The organism is Lentzea flaviverrucosa (assembly GCF_003350445.1).
Classification (GTDB): domain Bacteria; phylum Actinomycetota; class Actinomycetes; order Mycobacteriales; family Pseudonocardiaceae; genus Lentzea; species Lentzea californiensis.
Genome location: NZ_QQAU01000005.1, coordinates 87,932 through 106,813 on the forward strand (window position 1 = coordinate 87,932; position 18,882 = coordinate 106,813).

At 68.4% G+C, this 18,882-nt stretch carries 19 protein-coding genes and 1 pseudogene; 12 read left to right on the forward strand and 8 right to left on the reverse strand.

What is annotated here, in order from left to right; genetic code table 11:
- A complete protein-coding gene (locus tag DFR72_RS17075; protein ID WP_090066237.1) occupies positions 1–345 on the forward strand; it encodes an NTP pyrophosphohydrolase in 345 nt (114 codons plus the stop codon).
- Between the two features lie 32 nt (positions 346–377).
- Here the strand turns inward: DFR72_RS17075 and DFR72_RS17080 are convergent, their stop codons facing one another.
- A complete protein-coding gene (locus DFR72_RS17080; RefSeq protein WP_211335448.1) occupies positions 378–1,151 on the reverse strand; it encodes an HAD family hydrolase in 774 nt (257 codons plus the stop codon).
- A gap of 21 nt (positions 1,152–1,172) precedes the next feature.
- Complete coding sequence (locus DFR72_RS17085; RefSeq protein ID WP_211335449.1) at positions 1,173–1,835, reverse strand: TetR/AcrR family transcriptional regulator; 663 nt, start codon at positions 1,833–1,835, stop codon at positions 1,173–1,175.
- Positions 1,836–1,932: 97 nt separating this feature from the next.
- On the opposite strand from DFR72_RS17085, the gene DFR72_RS17090 reads away from it, so the two are divergent.
- Positions 1,933–2,850 carry an SDR family oxidoreductase gene (locus DFR72_RS17090; protein WP_090066235.1) on the forward strand — a complete coding sequence of 306 codons (918 nt, stop codon included), beginning with the start codon at positions 1,933–1,935 and terminating at the stop codon, positions 2,848–2,850.
- A gap of 27 nt (positions 2,851–2,877) precedes the next feature.
- Positions 2,878–3,546 (forward strand): dienelactone hydrolase family protein, encoded by a 669-nt coding sequence (locus tag DFR72_RS17095; protein ID WP_090066234.1) that lies wholly within the window; start codon positions 2,878–2,880, stop codon positions 3,544–3,546.
- Here the strand turns inward: DFR72_RS17095 and DFR72_RS17100 are convergent.
- On the reverse strand, positions 3,543–4,595 hold the full coding sequence (locus tag DFR72_RS17100; protein ID WP_090066233.1) for an NAD(P)-binding domain-containing protein: 1,053 nt from the start codon (positions 4,593–4,595) through the stop codon (positions 3,543–3,545). The genes DFR72_RS17095 and DFR72_RS17100 overlap by 4 nt on opposite strands.
- Before the next feature lie 158 nt (positions 4,596–4,753).
- Between DFR72_RS17100 and DFR72_RS17105 the strand changes: the two genes are divergently transcribed.
- The 6 genes from DFR72_RS17105 to DFR72_RS17130 all read left to right on the forward strand — a co-directional run bounded on the left by DFR72_RS17105 (position 4,754) and on the right by DFR72_RS17130 (position 10,814).
- Entirely contained in the window at positions 4,754–5,278 is a 525-nt protein-coding gene (locus tag DFR72_RS17105) for a hypothetical protein (protein ID WP_090066232.1), read from the forward strand.
- A gap of 12 nt (positions 5,279–5,290) precedes the next feature.
- A complete protein-coding gene (locus DFR72_RS17110; protein ID WP_211335450.1) occupies positions 5,291–5,716 on the forward strand; it encodes a DUF4259 domain-containing protein in 426 nt (141 codons plus the stop codon).
- Entirely contained in the window at positions 5,716–7,575 is a 1,860-nt protein-coding gene (locus DFR72_RS17115; RefSeq protein WP_090066231.1) for an NHL domain-containing thioredoxin family protein, read from the forward strand. The genes DFR72_RS17110 and DFR72_RS17115 overlap by 1 nt, the downstream gene beginning before the upstream one ends.
- A 36-nt stretch (positions 7,576–7,611) precedes the next feature.
- Complete coding sequence (locus DFR72_RS17120) at positions 7,612–7,905, forward strand: GroES family chaperonin (protein WP_084401587.1); 294 nt, start codon at positions 7,612–7,614, stop codon at positions 7,903–7,905.
- 283 nt (positions 7,906–8,188) lie between these two features.
- Positions 8,189–9,976, forward strand: a complete 1,788-nt coding sequence (locus DFR72_RS17125; RefSeq protein WP_425459897.1) for a VanW family protein — start codon at positions 8,189–8,191, stop codon at positions 9,974–9,976.
- Positions 9,977–10,022: 46 nt separating this feature from the next.
- A complete protein-coding gene (locus DFR72_RS17130) occupies positions 10,023–10,814 on the forward strand; it encodes a DUF1206 domain-containing protein (protein WP_245983081.1) in 792 nt (263 codons plus the stop codon).
- Here the strand turns inward: DFR72_RS17130 and DFR72_RS17135 are convergent.
- Positions 10,804–11,250: a hypothetical protein gene (locus DFR72_RS17135; RefSeq protein ID WP_090066229.1), complete on the reverse strand. Its 447-nt coding sequence runs from the start codon at positions 11,248–11,250 to the stop codon at positions 10,804–10,806. The two genes, DFR72_RS17130 and DFR72_RS17135, sit on opposite strands and share 11 nt — an antisense overlap.
- A gap of 172 nt (positions 11,251–11,422) precedes the next feature.
- On the opposite strand from DFR72_RS17135, the pseudogene DFR72_RS17140 reads away from it, so the two are divergent.
- Positions 11,423–12,454: pseudogene (locus DFR72_RS17140) on the forward strand (Cmx/CmrA family chloramphenicol efflux MFS transporter); the annotation flags it as partial.
- Positions 12,455–12,522: 68 nt separating this feature from the next.
- Here DFR72_RS17140 and DFR72_RS17145 read toward each other — a convergent pair.
- Both DFR72_RS17145 and DFR72_RS17150 read right to left on the reverse strand, forming a co-directional pair.
- Positions 12,523–14,358, reverse strand: a complete 1,836-nt coding sequence (locus tag DFR72_RS17145; protein WP_090066227.1) for an acyl-CoA dehydrogenase — start codon at positions 14,356–14,358, stop codon at positions 12,523–12,525.
- A gap of 151 nt (positions 14,359–14,509) precedes the next feature.
- Complete coding sequence (locus DFR72_RS17150; RefSeq protein WP_090066226.1) at positions 14,510–15,544, reverse strand: FAD-dependent oxidoreductase; 1,035 nt, start codon at positions 15,542–15,544, stop codon at positions 14,510–14,512.
- An 81-nt stretch (positions 15,545–15,625) separates the two neighbouring features.
- Between DFR72_RS17150 and DFR72_RS17155 the strand changes: the two genes are divergently transcribed.
- Complete coding sequence (locus DFR72_RS17155) at positions 15,626–16,201, forward strand: TetR/AcrR family transcriptional regulator (RefSeq protein WP_211335451.1); 576 nt, start codon at positions 15,626–15,628, stop codon at positions 16,199–16,201.
- On the opposite strand, the gene DFR72_RS17160 is transcribed toward DFR72_RS17155, so the two are convergent.
- The gene (locus DFR72_RS17160) at positions 16,163–16,801 is read right to left on the reverse strand and encodes a LuxR C-terminal-related transcriptional regulator (RefSeq protein ID WP_090066352.1); all 639 of its coding nucleotides are present in this window, start codon (positions 16,799–16,801) and stop codon (positions 16,163–16,165) included. The two genes, DFR72_RS17155 and DFR72_RS17160, sit on opposite strands and share 39 nt — an antisense overlap.
- A 242-nt stretch (positions 16,802–17,043) precedes the next feature.
- Between DFR72_RS17160 and DFR72_RS17165 the strand changes: the two genes are divergently transcribed.
- The gene (locus DFR72_RS17165) at positions 17,044–18,552 is read left to right on the forward strand and encodes a sodium:solute symporter family protein (RefSeq protein ID WP_090066224.1); all 1,509 of its coding nucleotides are present in this window, start codon (positions 17,044–17,046) and stop codon (positions 18,550–18,552) included.
- On the opposite strand, the gene DFR72_RS17170 is transcribed toward DFR72_RS17165, so the two are convergent.
- A complete protein-coding gene (locus DFR72_RS17170; RefSeq protein ID WP_143086724.1) occupies positions 18,512–18,874 on the reverse strand; it encodes a hypothetical protein in 363 nt (120 codons plus the stop codon). The genes DFR72_RS17165 and DFR72_RS17170 overlap by 41 nt on opposite strands.
- Positions 18,875–18,882: the final 8 nt, after the last annotated feature.

Consider the following 18,882-nt stretch of genomic DNA (forward strand, 5'->3'; position numbering starts at 1 on the left):
GTGAAGCCGTTGCTCGTGGTCGACGCAGCCAACGTCGTGGGATCGGTCCCCGACGGGTGGTGGCGCGACAGAGCGGGCGCGGCCGAACGCCTCCGCGACGCCCTGCGCGGCCGTGACGAGGAAGTCGTCCTGGTCGTGGAAGGCAAGGCGCGCAACGTTTCGTCCGTCGACGACGTCCGCGTGGTCTCCGCGCCCGGCGACGGTGACGACACGATCGTCGAGGTCGTGCGCGCCGAGGGCGCCGGCCGTCCGGTGACGGTGGTGACCGCCGACCGCGAGTTGCGGCAGCGGGTGATGGCGCTGGGTGCCGAGGTGGCAGGTCCCACCTCGGTGCCGCGCAGCTAGTGCCTGTATCGAACCAGACTTCGACACAGGCACTAGAGCCTGAAGAGGCTCTCGAGGATCTGCGCCACGCCGTCCTCGGTGTTCGGCGGCGCGTGGTTGGTGCAGGCCTGCTTCACGAGCGGGTGCGCGTTGCCCATCGCGTACGCCGTGCCGGCCCACCCGAGCACCGACAGGTCGTTCGGCATGTCACCGAACGCGACGACCTCGTGCTTGCCGATTCCCCTGGTGTTGCACAGGGATTCGAGCGTGGCGGCCTTCGAGACGCCCGGCGGGCTGATCTCCAGCAGGCCGAGCCCGCCCGAGTGCGTGACCGAGACGTGCTGCCCGACGGCCTCCCTGGCGATCTCCATCATGTGGTCGACCTCGGCGTCCGGTGCCCAGGCGAGCATCTGCACGACCTGGTGCGCCTCCTCGAAGACGTGGTCGAGCAGCTCCAGCGTCCTGTGTGGATTCTTCGGCCCGAAGCCCTGGAAACCCGGTTCCGACAACACTTCCAGGCCGGTCTCGACCGCGATGCCGACGTTCGGTATCACCTCGGCCAACGCCTCGGACACCTTCCGCACGACGTCGAGCGGCACCGTCTGCGCGTGCGTGACCTCGCGGTTCGTCAGGTCGTAGATCATCGCGCCGTTGGAGCAGATCGCCGTGCCGGTCAGCTCCAGGTCCTGCACGAACCGCGGTGGTCGCGCCGTGACGACCACGACGTCCGCGTCGACGGCGTGGAGCGTGGCGCGGGTGCGATCGCTCAGCACCCCGCCCGGTTGCAGCAACGTGCCGTCGAGGTCGGTCGCGATCAACCTGATCATCGGCTGATTATCGGGCAGGGACTACCGGCCGCGGGCGAGAAGTCCGGAAGCCGTCACCTCGACGGCGCGGCGCACGACGTCGGTGAAGTCGACGCACATCACGGCCAGGGCCGGATCGGCGGCGTAGGCGTCGAGGACCGCCTGCGGGGGGCGGCTGGCCGGCCAGGCGGCGACCGCGACCAGCATGACCGTCCGCATCAGGGCGGCGGTGTCCTCGTCGCCCAGTTCGGGGAGGTGCGTTCCGGCGAACCGGACGAGCGCCTCGAGGTACCCGTGGACGGCGCGCTTGTGCTGGAGCGCGGTCTCGGCGGAGATGTTGTGCTCCAGCACGGTGGACTGGGCGCTGATCAGGTCGCACAGCGCGGGGCGGCGCACCAGCGAGGTGGCCAGGAGGTCTGCCAGCCGGTCTCCGCGTTCCCGGACGGTGCCGCCGCCGGGGAACGTCGTGGACTCCAGTTCCGCGATCCAGTCCGCGATCTCCGCCTCCAGCAGCGCCAGCAGCACCGCCTCCCGCGACTCGAAGTAGCGCAGGACGTTGGCCTTGGCCAGGCAGACCCGGCGGCTGAGCGCGGTGAGGGTCAGTTCGGCGACCGGCATCTCGGTGAGCATCGCGGCCGCGGCGGCGAGGATCTGCCGCCGCCGTTCGTTGCGCTGCTCGTCCGTGCGCGCCCGCTGGAAGCTCATGTCACGCATGTTACAGACCAGCGGTACTTTACTAAGATACCGATGGTCCTTTATATTGGAGGCATAAGAGACCGTCAGTCCTTAATGAGGGGTTCCGATGTACCAGGTTCCTGACCAGCACGGAAAGCGCATCGTCGTCACCGGTGCGAACAGCGGCACCGGCAAGGAGGCGGCCAAGCGGCTGGCGGGAGCCGGGGCCCATGTCGTCCTCGCGGTGCGCACCGAGGCCAAAGGCCGGCAGGCCGAGGCGGAGATCCTCGCCGCACATCCCGGGGCCAGGCTGGAGGTCCGGCGGCTCGACCTGGCCGACCAGGCATCGGTGCGGACGTTCGCCGAGGAGCTGATCGCCGAGGGCGAGCCGCTGGACGTCCTGGTCAACAACGCCGGCGTGATGAACGTGCCCGCGCGGACCGAGACCGTCGACGGCTTCGAGCTCCAACTCGCCAGCAACTTCCTCGGCCCGTTCGCCCTGACCGTCCGCCTGCTGCCGCTGCTGCTGGCGGCGCCCGCGCCGAGGGTCGTGACGATGAGCAGCGGTGCCGCGTACCGCGGGCGGATCGACTTCGACGACCTGCAGTCCCGCCGCCGGTACAGCCCCACGCTGGCCTACGCGCACTCCAAGCTGGCCGACCTGCTGCTGATGGTGCGTCTGGCGGACCTCGCGGCCGAGAACGACTGGCCGCTGCTCTCGGTCGGCGCGCACCCCGGCTACACCCGCACCAACCTGATGACCTCGGGCCCGCGCCTGAACGGTGGCAAGCCCGGTTTCCTCGAGTCGGTGGGGTACCGGGTCATTCCCTCGCAGGGGGTCGAGCAGGGCACCGAACCGCTCCTGCATGCGGTGGCCGACCCCTCAGCGGTCGCCGGTGGCTACTACGGGCCGCGCTGGGCGCTCGTCGGCCCGACCAGGCCCGCCTCGATGCCGCGGGCCGCCAGGGACAAGGCGCTGGCAACGCGTCTGTGGGCCGAGGCCGAACGCCTCACCGGTACGTCGGTGGAGGTCGTGGGCCGGTGACCGGAGGAATTCGGGCAAGATCGGTGCATGACCCATCGAGTTGACGACATGCCGTTGCCGGTTTGGCTCCCGGAGTCCGGTTCCGGCCCCGGCATCGTGCTGATCCAGGAGATCTTCGGCCTGGACGGGTACCTGCGCGGTATCGCGGAGAAGCTCGCCGCGCTCGGCTACGTCGTGGCCGTGCCCGAGCTCTTCCACCGCTTCCAGCCGGGCTGGGTCGGCGAGCACGACGAGGCGGGCATCGCGAAGTCGATGGAGGTCGTCGGCAACCTCGACTTCCCGCTCGCCGTGCAGGACGTCGTCAAGTCCGTGCAGTACCTGCGCGGACTGCCCGAGGTGACCGGCGGCGTCGGCGTGCTCGGCTTCTGCCTCGGCGGCACCCTGGCCTACGCCGCGGCCACCGCCTCCGACCCGGACACCGCCGTCTCGTTCTACGGCTCGGGCGTGCCGGACCAGATCGGCACGCTCGACCAGGTGTCGTGCCCGATCCAGTTCGTCTTCGGCAGCGAGGACGCGTTCATCACCGACTACCAGAAGGTCGTGGACGCGGTGCCGTCGCACGAGGGCGCCGAGATCCACCTGGAGGCCGCGGGCCACGCGTTCCTCAACCACCTGGGCCCCTGGTACGACAAGGACGCCGCGGACCGCGCGTGGGACGTCTCCGCGAAGTTCCTCGCGCGCACTCTGCCCGTCTAGGAAATGCACGGCACCGCGAGCTGCTGCGAGAAGAACCTCTCCAGCGGCTTGCGGTGCAACCGGCGCTCGACCGCGATCAGCTCGTTGCGCCGGTAGTGCCTCACCTGCGTGCTCGTGACGACGAACCCGTTCCGTTCGGTGGTGGGCATCTCGTCGTAGAGCAGCGCGTGTTGTCCTTGCGTCACAACGACGTCCGCCAGTCCGTCCGGGATCTCGCTCGCCCGCGTGGCGATCGTGGCCGCCAGCGCGTCCGGCCGGCTGCGCAACCGGCGGTGCGGCCACGGCACCCCGTGGTGCTCGGCCTCCAGCGACCGGTGCAACGCCCTGGCTGCGTGCCGGATCGCCTTGATCGAGTCGCCGCCGAGCACGTGCACGCCGGGACCGTCCAGCGCGGTGTCCCTGCGGAACCCGGCGCACACGACGACCTTGTCGTACCGCAGCTCCCCGGTGCCGTCGATCGTCGCGACGAACTCGTTGCCCTCCTTGACGATCCGCTGCACGGACCGCCCGACGGTGTGCGTGAGCCGTGCCGTGGAAGCGATGTTGTCGGCCGTCTCGAACGCGCTGGGCCCCCGCCCGACGATCAGCACGCGCCTGCCCGCGTACTCGGTCGGATCGGTGCTCGCGCTCGCGTACGTCTCGGCGTGCTCGAAGCCGGGAACGCCCGGCACATGAGGCTTCTTGCCGGTCGCGACGATGACGTGCCGCGCCTCGTACCGCCCCAGGTCGCTGACCGGCGTGCCGTAGCGGATGTTCAACGGCCGCGCGAAGTCCTCCAGATACCGCACCAGGTCGTTCGCGTCGGGAAAGGACCGCTTGCTGTAGCGCGCGAACGGCGCACCCTCGAACAACGAGTTGTCGTCCGTCGAGAGCACGCGGTGCCGCGGAAACGTCCGGAAGAAGCTCGCCGGCTCCGGTTCCTGCTCGACGATCAGGTACTCGCGGCCTGCACGGTGCAGAAAGCGTCCCATCTGCAAGCCCGCCGGACCCGCACCGATCACCAGGTACTCCACCATCACGCACCTCCCGGCGTCCTCTACGCCGATCACGGCGAAAAGGTTCAGGCGGGCGGTCCGCGTCCCATGATGAGGGCTACCGGCGGGTTCGCGTCAACTAACGTCCACTCCGTGGATTCCGGCCTGCCCTGGTCGATCAAGAGGCACATCGTCAAGGTCGCCCTGACCGTGGTGGCGGGCTCGGCAGCGTCGTGGCGCTGGTGGTCGCCTACCGCAGACAACGCATCAGCGAGTCCGCCGAGACCCGCGAACAGACCAAGCTGCGCAACGAACGCTTCGGCGCCGCCTGCAACCAGATCGGCAACGAGTCGCCGACGGTCCGCCTCGACGGCGTCCACGCCCTCGCCGCCCTGGCCGACGAGTGGAGCGCGCAACGCCAGGTCTGCATCGACGTGCTCTGCGCCTACCTGCGCATCCCGTACGAACCGGCGCTGGAGTCGGAGTGGTACCTCGACGCCGAGTCCGAGGACCTGGTCCGCGCGGTCCTGCGCTCAGCCGACTGCTCCGGCGTCCAGGTGCCGTCCGGCAAGTTCTTCCTGAGCCTGGCCCGGTTCCCGACCGGCTGGATCTCGTTCGACGGGATGGTGGTGAGCGGCGGCGAGGTCTCGTTCCGCGGCGCCCGGTTCACCGGCGGCGAGGTGGACCTGTCCGAGGCGGTCATCTCCGTGGCGCCGGTGTTCGACGAGGGCGAGAAGCCGGGCCTGAAACTGCCCTGAGCGTTTTTGTCGGTGCTCGCTGCCATGATCACCGGCATGGGTACCTGGGACATCGGACACTTCGACAACGACAGCGCCGCGGACTTCTCCGGCTCACTGGACGACGCACTCGAAAGCGAGCGCGAGAACATCATCCGCACCGCGCTGACCCGCACGATCGAGACCGAGGAGTACCTCGACAGCGACGAAGCGTGCGCGGTCCTGGCCTCGGCCGCCCTGATCGCCGCGCAGTGTCCGGGCGGTACGCCGGTCACCACGGCGTACGGGCCGAAGAAGCCGCTGCCGGTCTTCTCGCCGGACCTGCGGCCGCTCGCCGTCCAGGCGCTGGACCGCGTGCTCGCACCGGAGTCGGAACTGGTCGAACTGTGGGACGAAGCCGGTCACGGCCCGCTGTTCCGGAAGGGCGTCACCGACCTCAAGGCCGTCCTTCTCACCTGATGGACGCCGGAACAGCGCGACCGTCCACAGTGTTGGATACGGCCGTGACGACAGTGAAGCGCCGTGCCCGTGTCCGAGCCCCTGAGCTGGTAGGACGCGGCTGGCTGAACACCGGTGACACCACGGTCAGCCTCAAGGACCTGCGCGGCAAGATCGTGCTGCTCGACTTCTGGACGTTCTGCTGCATCAACTGCCTGCACGTCCTCGACGAACTGCGCCCGCTGGAGGAGGAGTTCGAGGACGTCCTGGTCACGATCGGCGTGCACTCGCCGAAGTTCGTGCACGAGGCCGACCCCGAGGCGCTCAAGGCCGCCGTCGAGCGGTACGGGGTGCACCACCCGGTCCTGGACGATCCGGAGCTCACGACGTGGCAGAACTACGCCGTGAAGGCGTGGCCGACGCTGACCCTGGTCGACCCCGAGGGTTACGTCGTGCACGTCGCCGCTGGTGAGGGCCATGTCGAGGCGCTGAGGACCATCATCGCGGAACTGGTCGAGGAGCACGACGCCAAGGGCACGCTGCACCGCGGCCGGGGTCCGTACCAGGCGCCGGAGCCGGAGGACACCACGCTCCGCTTCCCCGCCAAGGCCCTCGTGACGCCGAGCGGCACGATCCTCGTCAGCGACTCGGCCCACCACAGCATCGTGGAGCTCGAAGTGGACGGCGAGACCGTCCTCCGCCGCATCGGCACCGGCGAGCGCGGCCGGCGGGACGGCCTGAGCCCCACCTTCTCCGAGCCCGCGGGCCTCGCCCTCGTCCCCGGCACCAACCAGGTCGTCGTCGCCGACACGGTCAACCACCTCCTGCGCGGCCTCGACCTCGAGACGGGCGAGGTCACGACGCTCGCGGGCACCGGTGAGCAGTGGCGTGACGGTGAGACCGACGGGCCGGCCGACAAGATCGATCTGACGAGCCCGTGGGACGTGGCGTGGTGGAACGGCGGTGTCGCGATCGCGATGGCCGGCAACCACACGCTGAGCTTCTTCGACCCCGGGAGCGGCACCGTCAGGCGGCTGGCCGGCACCACCGTCGAGGGCATCAACGACGGTCCGGCCGAAGGGGCCTTCTTCGCGCAGACCTCCGGGCTCGCGGCGGACGGCGACCGGCTGTGGATGGTCGACTCCGAGACGAGTGCGTTGCGCTACCTCGAGAACGGCGAGGTCCACACCGTCGTCGGCAAGGGGCTGTTCGCGTTCGGGCACAAGGACGGCGACGCGGACGAGGCACTGCTGCAGCACCCGCTGGGCGTCACGGTCCTCGCCGACCACTCGGTCGTCATCAGCGACACCTACAACAACGCGATCAGGCGTTTCGACCCCGCGACGAACGCGCTGACCACCATCGCCACGGACATCGCCGAGCCGTCGGACGCGCTCCTCGTCGACGGTGAGCTCGTCGTCGTCGCGAGCGCCGCCCACCGGCTCGAACGGTTCGCGGCGTCCGCCACGAAGATCGACGGCGCGGCCCACGAGGTCAAGCGGCCCTCCACTGACATCGGGCCGGGCGAGTTCGAGCTCGCGGTCGTCTTCACGCCGCCGACCGGGACGAAACTGGACGAAAGGTACGGACCGTCCACCCGTTTGGAGATCACCAGTTCACCCCCTGAGCTGATCCTCGAGGGCGCGGGCGTCGGCACCGAACTGGTACGGGCGTTGCGGATCAACGATCAGGTCACGAACGGCGTTCTGCACGTCGTAGCGCAGGCGGCCAGTTGCAGTGACGATCCTGCCGACGAACACCCGGTGTGCCGTCTGACCAGGCAGGACTGGGGTGTCCCAGTTCGAGTTGTTGCCGATGCACCTACCCGTCTGCCGCTGCTGATGGGCGGCATGGACGAGGACGGTCCACAAGGCACGTAGACTCTGCTGGTGCCTGATGTCAAGCTCGAGATCCAGATGCTGTACGACCGTGTGATGGTCCGCATCTCGCCCGAGGACGGCGAGCGGCGTTCCAGCGGAGGCATCGTGATCCCCGCTACGGCCCAGATGGCGAAGCGGTTGGCGTGGGGTGATGTGTTCGGAGTCGGTACCAGCGTGCGCCACGTGAAGGTCGGGGACCGGGTGATGTTCAACCCGGAAGATCAGCTTGAGGTCGAGGTGCACGGCACCACGTATCTCGTGATGAGGGAACGCGATCTGCACGCGGTTGCGACGGAGCTCACCGAGCACGGTACTGGTCTGTACCTATGAGCCGCCGGTTCGTGATCGACGCCTGATAGCTGCACACATATGCCACCTCAGGAGAGACAGGGCAACGGGGAGAGCTGTGCCGTACGACGCTGACAAGACGAGAGCGATGCCTCCGGTGGGTCCCGGCGGCACGTCCTCGGAGCAGACGACCAAGATCGCACCGGTCCAGGTGGACGCCTCGACCGAGGCTTGGCCGTCTGAGGAGCCGGACTCGAACGAGCCGACCGTCACCGCGGCTGTGCCCGGTGTCGGGTTCCCGGCCGGCGAGGACGCCACGGAGTACATGAAGCCGGTGGCGCCGCCCGAGCCGCAGCCGGAGGACTCCGGCGTCTACGGGCCCGTGATGATCGAACCCGGCGAGGACGAGGTCCCGCCGAAGAACACGAAGAAGAAGGCGTTGATCGTGGCCGCGGCCGTGGTCGGCGCCTTCGGTCTGCTCTACGGCCTCGACATGCTCGTCTCCAGCGGCAACGTGCCGCGCGGTGTGACGGTGGCGGGCGTCGACGTCGGTGGCATGAGCCACGACGAGGCCGAGAAGAAGCTGCGCGACGAGATCGGCCCGCGCCTGGACAAGCCCGTCGCGCTCAAGGCCGGCGACGTCACGTCCGAGCTCGACCCCAAGGCGGCGGGTCTGGAGCTCGACTGGAACAGCACGATCGAGCGTGCCGGCAGCCAGCCGCTCAGCCCGTTCACGCGCGTCACCTCGTTCTTCACCAGCCGCGAGGTCGGTGTCGCGACGAAGGCCGACGACGCGAAGGTCTCCGGCGCGCTGGAGGCCCTGCGCCCCAAGCTCGATCACGAGCCGATCGAGGGCACCATCAAGTTCGAGGGCGCGAATCCCGTCGCCGTCGAGCCGCACGACGGCCAGAAGCTCAAGGCCGAAGACGCAGTGGGCGCGGTCGTCGCGAACTGGGCGTCGGGCAACCCGGTCGAGGTCCCGATGGACTTCACCCCGGTCAAGACGACCAAGGAGGGCGTCGAGAAGGCGCTCAACGAGGTCGTGAAGACCGCGGTGTCCGGTCCCGTCGTGATCAAGGGCGAGGGCAAGGACGCGACGCTCACGCCTGAGCAGATCGGCACCACGCTGGCCTTCGCTCCCGGTGAGGGTGGCGCGCTGAACGTCACGCCGAACAAGGACAAGCTCGCCGAGGTGACCGCGCCGCAGCTCAAGGACACGGTCAAGCAGGGCAAGGACGCGGAGATCGTCTTCGAGGGCGGCAAGCCGACGGTCAAGCCGTCGGTGGACGGCCTCGACCTCGACTGGGACAAGAACCTCCAGCCCTACTTCGACACGCTGAAGAAGACGGACGCGCGCGAGGTCAAGTTCGAGTACAAGCACACGCCCGCGAAGGTCACCACCGAGCAGGCGAACAAGATGGGCATCAAGGAGGTCATCGGCGAGTTCTCGACCGGTGGCTTCGCCCCGGCGTCGGGCGTCAACATCCGGGTCGTGGCCGAGAAGGTCAACGGCGCGATCGTGAAGCCCAAGGAGACGTTCAGCCTCAACAAGTACACCGGTCCGCGCGGTACCGCGCAGGGCTACGTCGAGGCGGGCATCATCGAGAACGGCATCCCCGGCATGGCGGTCGGTGGCGGTATCTCGCAGTTCGCGACCACGCTCTACAACGCGTACTACTACGCGGGCATGAAGGACGCGGGCCACAAGGAGCACAGCTACTGGATCACGCGGTACCCGAAGGGCCGCGAGGCCACCGTGTTCATGGACGGCGCGGGCAACAGCCTGATCGACATCGCCTTCACGAACCCGGACGACACGGGCGTCGCCATCCAGACCATCTGGACGGGCTCCTCGATCACGATCAAGCTCTGGGGCACCAAGAACTACGACGTCACCGGCTCGACCAGCGGCGACTTCAACCCCACGCAGCCGCAGGAGAAGAAGGTCAACAAGACCCCGTGCTCCGCTAGCAACGGCTCCCCCGGCTTCTCGGTGACGGACACCCGCACGATCACGGACCGCCGCACGGGCCAGACGCGCAACGAGTCGCGCACGGTCCGCTACGACCCGCAGTTCAAGATCATCTGTGAGCCGCCACCGCCCGGCGGCTGAGCATCTTTCAGATTGGCAGTGGCCACGCGCGGGTATTCATCCGTTCGTGGCCACTGTTGCGCAAGAGGCGCGAAGACATCCCGCCGTCCAGACCCTGGGGCGGGCGGGAATGGTGATGTACGGGGTCGTGCACGTCCTGGTGGCGTGGCTCGCGATCCAGGTCGCGTTCGGTAGCTCCGAACAGGCCGACTCGAAGGGCGCGATCAGCGACATCGCTCAGGGCGGCGAGTGGTTGCTGTGGACACTCGGCATCGGGCTCGTGTTCTTCGCGCTGTGGCAGCTGCTTCTCGCGTTCGTGGGCTACACGTACATCGGGAAGAAGCGGAAGCGGATCTCCAAGCGCATCGGGTCCGCGGCCCGCGCCATCACGGCGACCGGTATCGCGCTGGGTGCCTTCAAGTACGCGACGGGCTCTGGTGGCTCTGGTGACCAGAACCAGCAGCAGAAAGAACTCACGGCGCAGGTGCTCTCGTGGCCCGGCGGCCAGTTCATCGTCGGTGCCATCGCGATCGGCATCCTCTGGATCGCCGGTGTGATCATCTACAAGGGCATCAAGAAGTCCTTCGAGAAGGACCTCGACATGGGCAAGGCCCCGAAGTGGATCGAGCCGGTCGGCCGGATCGGCTGGATCGGCAAGGGCACCGCGTACGGCGTGATCGGCGTTCTCGTCGGACTCGCCGCGATCAACGCCGACCCCCAGCAGTCCGGTGGCATGGACAAGGCCCTGAAAACGTTGGCAGCACAGCCTTACGGCATGTTCCTGCTGTCCGCGGTGGCGATCGGCATCGGCGCGTTCGGCGTCTACTGCTTCGCCGCCGCGCGAGCGATCAAGGAGTGACGCCGGTGGCCGCGAGCCTGTGCCGATGCCGGGCCGCGGCCGCCTGCGCCCCCACCGTCATCGACGACAGCACCTGCCCCGGCGCCACGTAGAAGACGTTGGGACTCGCGGAGTCCGGCCCCCAGCCGGCGCTGCCGCGCAGCAGCAGGAGGTCACCGGGACTCGGGTTCGACCCCTCGAACCACGAGTCCTGCTCGGCCCCCGTGCGTTCCCACACGATCGCGGCCTTGGTGCCGCTCTTCGCCCGCTGGTACACCTGCGCGACCCTCGCCATCTCCGCTTCCGGCGACGCCTCGCGCAGCTCGTTCATGTGCTGCTCGTACCCGAACCACAGCGCGTCCTGGCGCACCTGCCGGTTCTTGAGGCGTCGCAGGACGATCGTCGCGAGCGCCACGACGCCGACGATCGCGAGCGACAGCAGCAGGTTCAGGAACACCGGCCAATCTTTGATTCCGAACGAGCGGCTGTCAACTGACAACGAAATCAAGCTGCATCGTGTGAGGTGATCGCGCTACGGTGCCGGTCATGTCGAGTCCTGAGGCATCCAGGGTCGGGTCTGCGGTCTAACCGTCAGCCCCGGTAAACCCTTCGTCCCTCGGAGCTCCTCCGTGCCTTTTTCGCTGTACCTGCTCGCCCTGGCCGTGTTCGCCATGGGCACCTCTGAGTTCATGCTCGCCGGGCTGCTGCCCGCCGTCGCCGCCGACTTCCACGTGTCCGTGGGTGCCGCCGGCCTGCTCACTTCGGCCTTCGCGGCCGGCATGGTCGTCGGCGCGCCGTTGATGGCCGCTCTGGCCCGCAATTGGCCACCGAGGCTGAGCCTGTTCGCGTTCGTCGCCGTCTTCCTCACGGCACACGTGATCGGCGCCGTCACCGGGAGCTTCGCCGTGTTGCTCGGGACCAGGGTGGTCGCCGCGCTCGCGAACGCCGGCTTCCTCGCCGTGGCCCTGACGGCCACCACGGCGTTGGTGCCGCCACACCAGCGTGGACGGGCGCTCGCCGTGCTGCTGTCCGGCACGACGGTCGCCATGATCGCCGGTGTACCGGGAGGATCGCTGCTCGGCACCGCACTCGGCTGGCGCGCCACGTTCCTCGCCGTCGCGGTGCTCTGCGTGCCGGCCGCAGCCGGTGTCCTCAAAGGGATTCCGTCCCGGCGGGAGCACACCGCTGCCGCGTTGCGACCCGAGTTGGCTCAGCTCCGGAAACCGCGGCTGGTGCTGGTGATCGCGCTCGCGGTGCTGGTGAACGCGGTGACGTTCGGCCACTTCACGTTCCTGGCCCCGGTCGTCACCGACGTCGCCGGGCTGGGCGAGTGGTGGGTGCCGGTCGTGCTGGTGTTGTTCGGCGCCGGCTCGTTCGCCGGGGTCAACATCGGTGGACGACTGTCCGGCTCCGCCGCACGCCCTGTCGTCGCGATCGGCGGAGTGCTGGTGCTCGCCGGGTGGTTCGGCCTCGACGTGCTCGGCCGCGAGCCGATCGTCTTGCTGCCCTTGGTGTTCGTGCTCGGCGTGCTGTCGTTCGCGGTGGGCAGCACGTTGATCGCGAGGGTGCTGCACCACGCGGCAGGAGCGCCGACGATGGCCGGTTCCTACGCCACCACGGCGCTCAACCTCGGCGCGGTGGCCGGACCGCTCCTCCTTGCAGCGCAATGAAAAACGGGTCCTCGCACCTCGGGCAGGAGGTGCGAGGACCCGTAGTCCCTTGAGAACGCTCAGAAAACGCTCTCGTCGATGTCCATCAGCGCGTTGTCCGTGGACTCCGCGATCTTGCGACGGGCGGTGAGCTCCGGCAGCACGGTCTTCGCGAAGAACGACGCCACCGCGATCTTGCCCTCGTAGAACGCCTTGTCCTTGGCGGACGGCGTGCCACCGAGCTTCTCCAGCGCGACCTCGGCCTGGCGCAGCAGCAGCCAGCCGACGAGGACGTCGCCCGCGGTCATCAGCAGGCGGACCGAGTTCTGGCCGACCTTGTAGAGGTTGCGGACGTCCTCCTGCGAGGTGGTCAGGAAGCCGACCAGCGCGCCGAGCATGCCCTGCAGGTCTTCGAGACCCTGCTTGAGCAGCGCCCGCTCCTCCTTCAGGCGACCGTTGCCGCCCTCGTTGTCGAGGAACTTCTGGATCTCGCCGTTGATGAACGTGAGCGCCTGGCCCTTGTCACGGATGATCTTCCGGAAGAAGAAGTCCAGCGACTGGATGGCCGTGGTGCCCTCGTACAGCGAGTCGATCTTCGCGTCGCGGATGTACTGCTCGATCGGGTACTCCTGCAGGAAGCCCGAGCCGCCCAGCGTCTGCAGCGACTGCGCCAGCTGCTCGTACGCGCGCTCCGAGCCGACGCCCTTGACGATCGGCAGCAGCAGGTCGTTGACCTGGGCCGCCAGCTTGGCGTCGTCGCCGCCGAGCATCACCTTGTCCTGCTGCGTCGCGGTGTACAGGTACACGGCGCGCAGGCCCTCGGCGTACGCCTTCTGCAGCATCAGGCTGCGGCGGACGTCGGGGTGGTTGGTGATGGTGACGCGGGGCGCGGTCTTGTCCGTCATGCGCGTCAGGTCGGCGCTCTGCACGCGCTCCTTGGCGTAGGACAGCGCGTTCAGGTAACCGGTCGACAGCGTCGCGATGGCCTTCGTGCCGACCATCATGCGGGCGTACTCGATGACGTCGAACATCTGCGCGATGCCGTCGTGCACCTCGCCCAGCAGCCAGCCCTTGGCGGGCACGCCGTGCTGGCCGAACGTCAGCTCGCACGTGGTGGACGCCTTGAGGCCCATCTTGTGCTCGACGTTGGTGACGAAGGCGCCGTTGCGCTCGCCCAGCTCACCGGTCTCCGGGTCGAAGTGGAACTTCGGCACCAGGAAGAGCGACAGGCCCTTGGTGCCGGGCCTCGCCTCGACGCCTTCGCCCTCGGGACGCGCGAGCACCATGTGCATGATGTTCTCGGTCAGGTCCTGGTCGGCGGACGTGATGAAGCGCTTCACGCCGTCGATGTGCCAGGAGCCGTCCTCCTGCTTGAAGGCCTTGGTGCGGCCGGCGCCGACGTCGGAACCGGCGTCCGGCTCGGTCAGCACCATCGTGGCGCCCCAGCCGCGGTCGATCATCAGCTGAGCCCACTGCTTGTCGCGCTCGGTGCCGTTGTTGTAGACGACCGTCGCGAAGCTCGGACCAGCCAGGTACATGTAGACGGCCGGGTTCGCGCCGAGCAGCAGCTCGGAGGCGGCCCACGTGACCGAGGGCGGGGTGCCGAAGCCGCCCAGCTCGTTCGGCAGGAACAGGCGGTACCACTCGCCGTCCCACACCGCCTGGTACGACTTCTTCAGCGACTCCGGCAGGGTGGCCGAGTGCGTCGCCGGGTCGAACACCGGCGGGTTGCGGTCGGCGTCGACGAAGGAGTCTCCGAGGACACCCTCCGCGAGGTTCTTCACCTCGGCCAGCACGCTGCGCGCAGTGTCCTCGTCGGACTGCTCGAACGGCCCCGTGCCGAGGTGGTCCTGCACGTTGAAGACCTCGAACAGGTTGAACTCGAGATCCCGGACGTTGCTCTTGTAGTGGCCCATCTCGTCAGCTCACTCCTCAGGGTCGCGGCGGGGTCGCCTACTGACCGGTAACAACAGAGTATTACTCGACAGTAACCCCGGCAAGGCCGACCACCCACTGGTGGCGAACCAGACAGTCCTCCGAGTGACCTGAATCGGACATGAGGGCCGGTCAGATGCGTACCGGGCGTTCGGGGACCATCTCGAGCAGCGCAGGGTTCGTCCGTTCGGCGAAGCTCACCGAGCGGGGCACCATGACAGATTCGTAGGCCCGCACCCCGTCTCGGACACCGTCCGCGGCGATCGCGAGCGCCAGTTCGGCGGCGTCCTGCATGGCGAGGTTCGCCCCGACGCCCAGTGGCGGCTGCAGGTGGGCGGCGTCGCCGAGCAGCGTCACGCCGGGCGTGTGCTCCCAGGTGTGGGGCACCGGCAGCGAGTACAGCGGGCGGTAGAACAGCTCGCCTTCGAGGAACGCCAGCAGCGACGGGTGCCAGCCCGCGTAGAGCTCCATCAGGTCGGCGTTGGAGGGCTTCCAATCTTCACGCGCGCGCATGCACGCGTACGCGCGGATGTGATCGCCGCTGTTGCGCTGTGACCAGATCATCAGGCCTTCGCCGTCGGCGACCATCGTGCCCTGACCGGTGAGGTCGAGCAGCCGTTCGTCGTTGTCGTGCCGCGTCTCGACGAACATCACGCCGGTGTACAGCGGCATGGCCGGCGACAAGGCCTGACGGACCCGCGACCAGGCGCCGTCCGCCCCGACGACCAGGTCGAACGTGGACGTGGAGCCGTTCAGGAACGTGACCTCGCCTGGTTTCGCCGAGTCGATGCCCCGACCCCACGCGACGGTTCCGGGCGTGAGCGAGTCGAGCAGGAGCCGGCGCAGCTGGCCGCGGTCGATCTCCGGCCGGAAGTCGCCCTCCGCCGGTTCGTGCTCGATCAACGCGGCCGTGGCGTGGTCGACCTTGCGCTGCTCCTGGCCCTCGAAACGGGCGAGCGCGCGCCACTGCTCGAACAGTCCGGCGGCGCGCACGGCCTCCTGGCCGCTGTCGGCGTGCAGGTCGATGGTGCCGCCCTGCTGGCGGGCCTCCGGCGAGCTCTCCCGCTCGAAGACGGTGACGTTCTCGAAGCCGTGCAGCTGGAGGACGCGGGCACAGGTGAGGCCGCCGATGCCGGCCCCTGCGATGGCGATGCGTGGTGAGGTCATGGCTCCATGAAAGCGTATCGACTACAAAAGTGCAATCGATACACTTTTGAACCGACTCAACTCTTGCGGTACGATCTGCGGGTGACCGAGCTCGGCCGCCGCGAGCGGAAGAAGCAGCAGACCCGTCAGTCGATCTCCGACGCGGCGACGAGGCTGTTCATCGAGCGCGGGTTCGACGCCGTGGGCGTGAAGGAGATCGCCGACACCGCGGACGTGTCGGTGACGACGTTGTTCAAGCACTTCCCCAGCAAGGAGGCGCTGCTCTTCGACGAGGACGAGCAGCAGGAGTCGGCGCTGGTCGCGGCCGTGCGCAACCGCGAGGGCCGGTCGATCCCGATGGCGTTGCGCGACCACTTCGTGCAGGCGGCGCGAGGGCACGCCGACCACCCGCAGTTCGAGGTCTTCCAGCGGCTGGTGCTGGAGACGTCCGCGTTGCGCGACTACGGGCACCGGATGTGGACGCGGCACCAGGGCGCGCTGGCCGAAGCCATCGCGGAGGAGATCGGCGCACCGGCGGACGACGTCAGGTGCGCGGCACTGGCCCGGTTCGCCCTGGAGGCGCGGGACGTGATCTTCGATCGGCCCGACCGCGAACGGGCGGCCGACGAGGTGTTCGGGTTACTCGAGCACGGCTGGGCGGCCGATCAGCAGGCCTGACCGGTAGGCGAGCGACACCGCGTGCGTCCGATCGCGTGCGCTGAGCTTGCGCAGGATGCCCTTGACGTGGGTTCGCACGGTCTCGACGGACACGATCAACTCGTTCGCGACCTGCTGGTTCTCCAGGCCGTCCGCGATGAGCGTGAGCACCTCGTACTCGCGCTTGGACAGCGTCGGCCGGTCCTTCGGGCGCAGGTCGGGGTGCACGTACCCGCGCGAGCGGATCGTCTCGGCGATCACCCGCACTATCTGCTCGGGCTGGGCGCTGCGCGGCACGACGCCACGGACTCCCGCCTCCAACGCGGTCGTCACGTAGTTCGCGTGCGAGTGCGCGTCCCGGACCAGTCCGATGACCAGCAGTGCCGGGTCGCGTTCGGCGAGCAGCCGGGCCAGATGGCCGACCGGGTCGAGCACGGAGTCGATGAGCAGCACGTCGGGACGCAGTCGTTCACGCAGGCGAACGGCAGCGTGCAGGTCGCCGGTCGCACCGAGCCAGCGCAGGCCGGGAGTCCGTCTGATCAGGGCGGACAGGCCTTCGCGGTAGAGCGGCACGGGATCGATCAGCGCGACGCCGGGGGCAGGCCGGCCGGGCGGGAGCATCAGCACCTCCGTTCGTGCATTCGGAGGAGAGACGTCGTTCCCTCGGACGTGTGACGCGGAATAGTCGGTTCACGTGGATGAACAAGGGTCACGAATGTGATTCAAGACGGCCGAAGGTCTTCCATCCCCCTGCAACAGTCTCGTAAGACCTACGTCACATATCCCGTGCGGATGTGCCAGGTTCCGCCGCCATGAGGCCTGGTGCTCTCGCGGGCACACGTGTGTGCACGCAAGGAGGTCACATGGGCACCCTCGATTGGATCGTGGTTGTCGGCTATTTCTTCGTGATGGTCGGGATCGGACTCTGGTCGCGCGGGCGAGTCCACAACATCGCCGACTTCTTCACGGCAGGCGGCAGGATGCCGTGGTGGTTGTCCGGCATCTCGCACCACATGTCGGGCTACAGCGCGGTCATGTTCGTCGCGTTCGCCTCTGAGGCGTACCGGCTCGGACTGACCGTCTACGTGTGGTGGTCGCTGACGATCGGCATCGGCGTCGGCATCGGTGCCTTCCTGTTCGCGCCGCGCTGGAACCGGTTGCGCTCGAAGCACGACGTCAAGTCGCCGCTCGAGTACCTGGCGAAGCGCTACAACGTGCCCACCCAGCAGGTCATGGCCTACGCGGGTGCTTTGCTCAAGGTCGTCGACATCGCCGCCAAGTGGGCGGCCGTCTCGATCCTGCTGCGCGGCTTCGCGGGTGTCCCGATCACCTGGGGCATCATCATCATCGGCCTGGTCACGATGATCTACTCCGTGCTCGGCGGCCTCTGGGCCGACGCGCTCACCGACTTCGGCCAGTTCATCATCCAGGCCGCCGCGGGCTTCGCGATGCTGTTCGCCGTCGCCGGCACCCTCGGCTGGGACTTCCCCGTGACGATCTGGGACAAGCTCCCGGACAGCCACAGCGACCCGCTGGCGGGCCCGTACACGTCGACGTTCCTCATGGCGCTCTTCCTGATCAAGACGCTCGAGTACAACGGCGGCATGTGGAACCTGGCGCAGCGCTACATGGCCGCGCCGTCCGGCTTCGCGGCCAAGCGGTCCGCGCTGCTCTCGTCCGCGCTGTGGCTCGTGTGGCCGCTCGTGCTGTTCTTCCCGATGTGGGCCGCGCCGCTGATCGTGCCGGGCCTCGAGGGAGCGCAGGCGGAGAACGCGTACATCGAGATGGGCAAGCAGATGCTGCCCGCGGGCATGATCGGCCTGGTCCTGGCCGGCTTCTTCTCGCACACCATGGCCATGGTGTCGTCGGACGCGAACGTCATCGCCGCGGTCATCAACCGCGACATGCTGCCCCACCTGTGGAAGAAGGTGAAGACGTTCTCCGCGGACAACCAGCTGAAGCTGGCCCGGATAACGACGTTCTCCTTCATCGGCATCAGCATGATCATCGCGATCGCGTCCGGAGGCCAGGGCTTCGTGCTCAAGGTGGTGGTCGACCTGGTCGCCGCCACGATGGGCCCGATCGCGATCCCGTTGATGCTCGGCCTGCTGCCGTGGTTCCGCAAGGTCGGCTCGACGGCGGCGATCGCCTCGGTCGTCGGCGGCCTGGGCATGTGGGCGTTCCTGTACATCGAGCAGCTGAGCAAGGCCGCCTGGGTCACCAAGGGCGTGCTCGTGTCGTGGCCGCTGCTGCTCTCGCTGGTGCTCTACCTGTCCATCGGCTTCCTGAAGAAGGAGCCCTCCACCGAGCGCGACGTCCTGCTCGACTCGCTCAACTCCGACGAGCCGGAGCCGGAGCGGGTGAAGGCGTAAGCCGTTCGTTCCTCATGATCCTCGCGGCGGCGCACCCGAACAGGGTCGCCGCCGCGAGCCACACGTAGGGCATCGGCGTACCGGTGTAGGTCTGCGCCGTGGCCGCCAGCACCACCGTCGCACCCGTGACCAGCCCGGTCGTGTGCGTGACCGGGTACTCGCTGCGCAGCACCGTGACGACCGCGAACGGCACGAGCAGGAAGCCGTAGGCCAGCACGCGCGTCAGCAGGTTGGCGTGGTCGGCGATCTCGTACCTGAGCGCGGGGAGGGCAAGCATCGTGAGGACCACACCCAGAGCGAGCCCTCGTGCGAGGCTCTTCACGCTTTGCC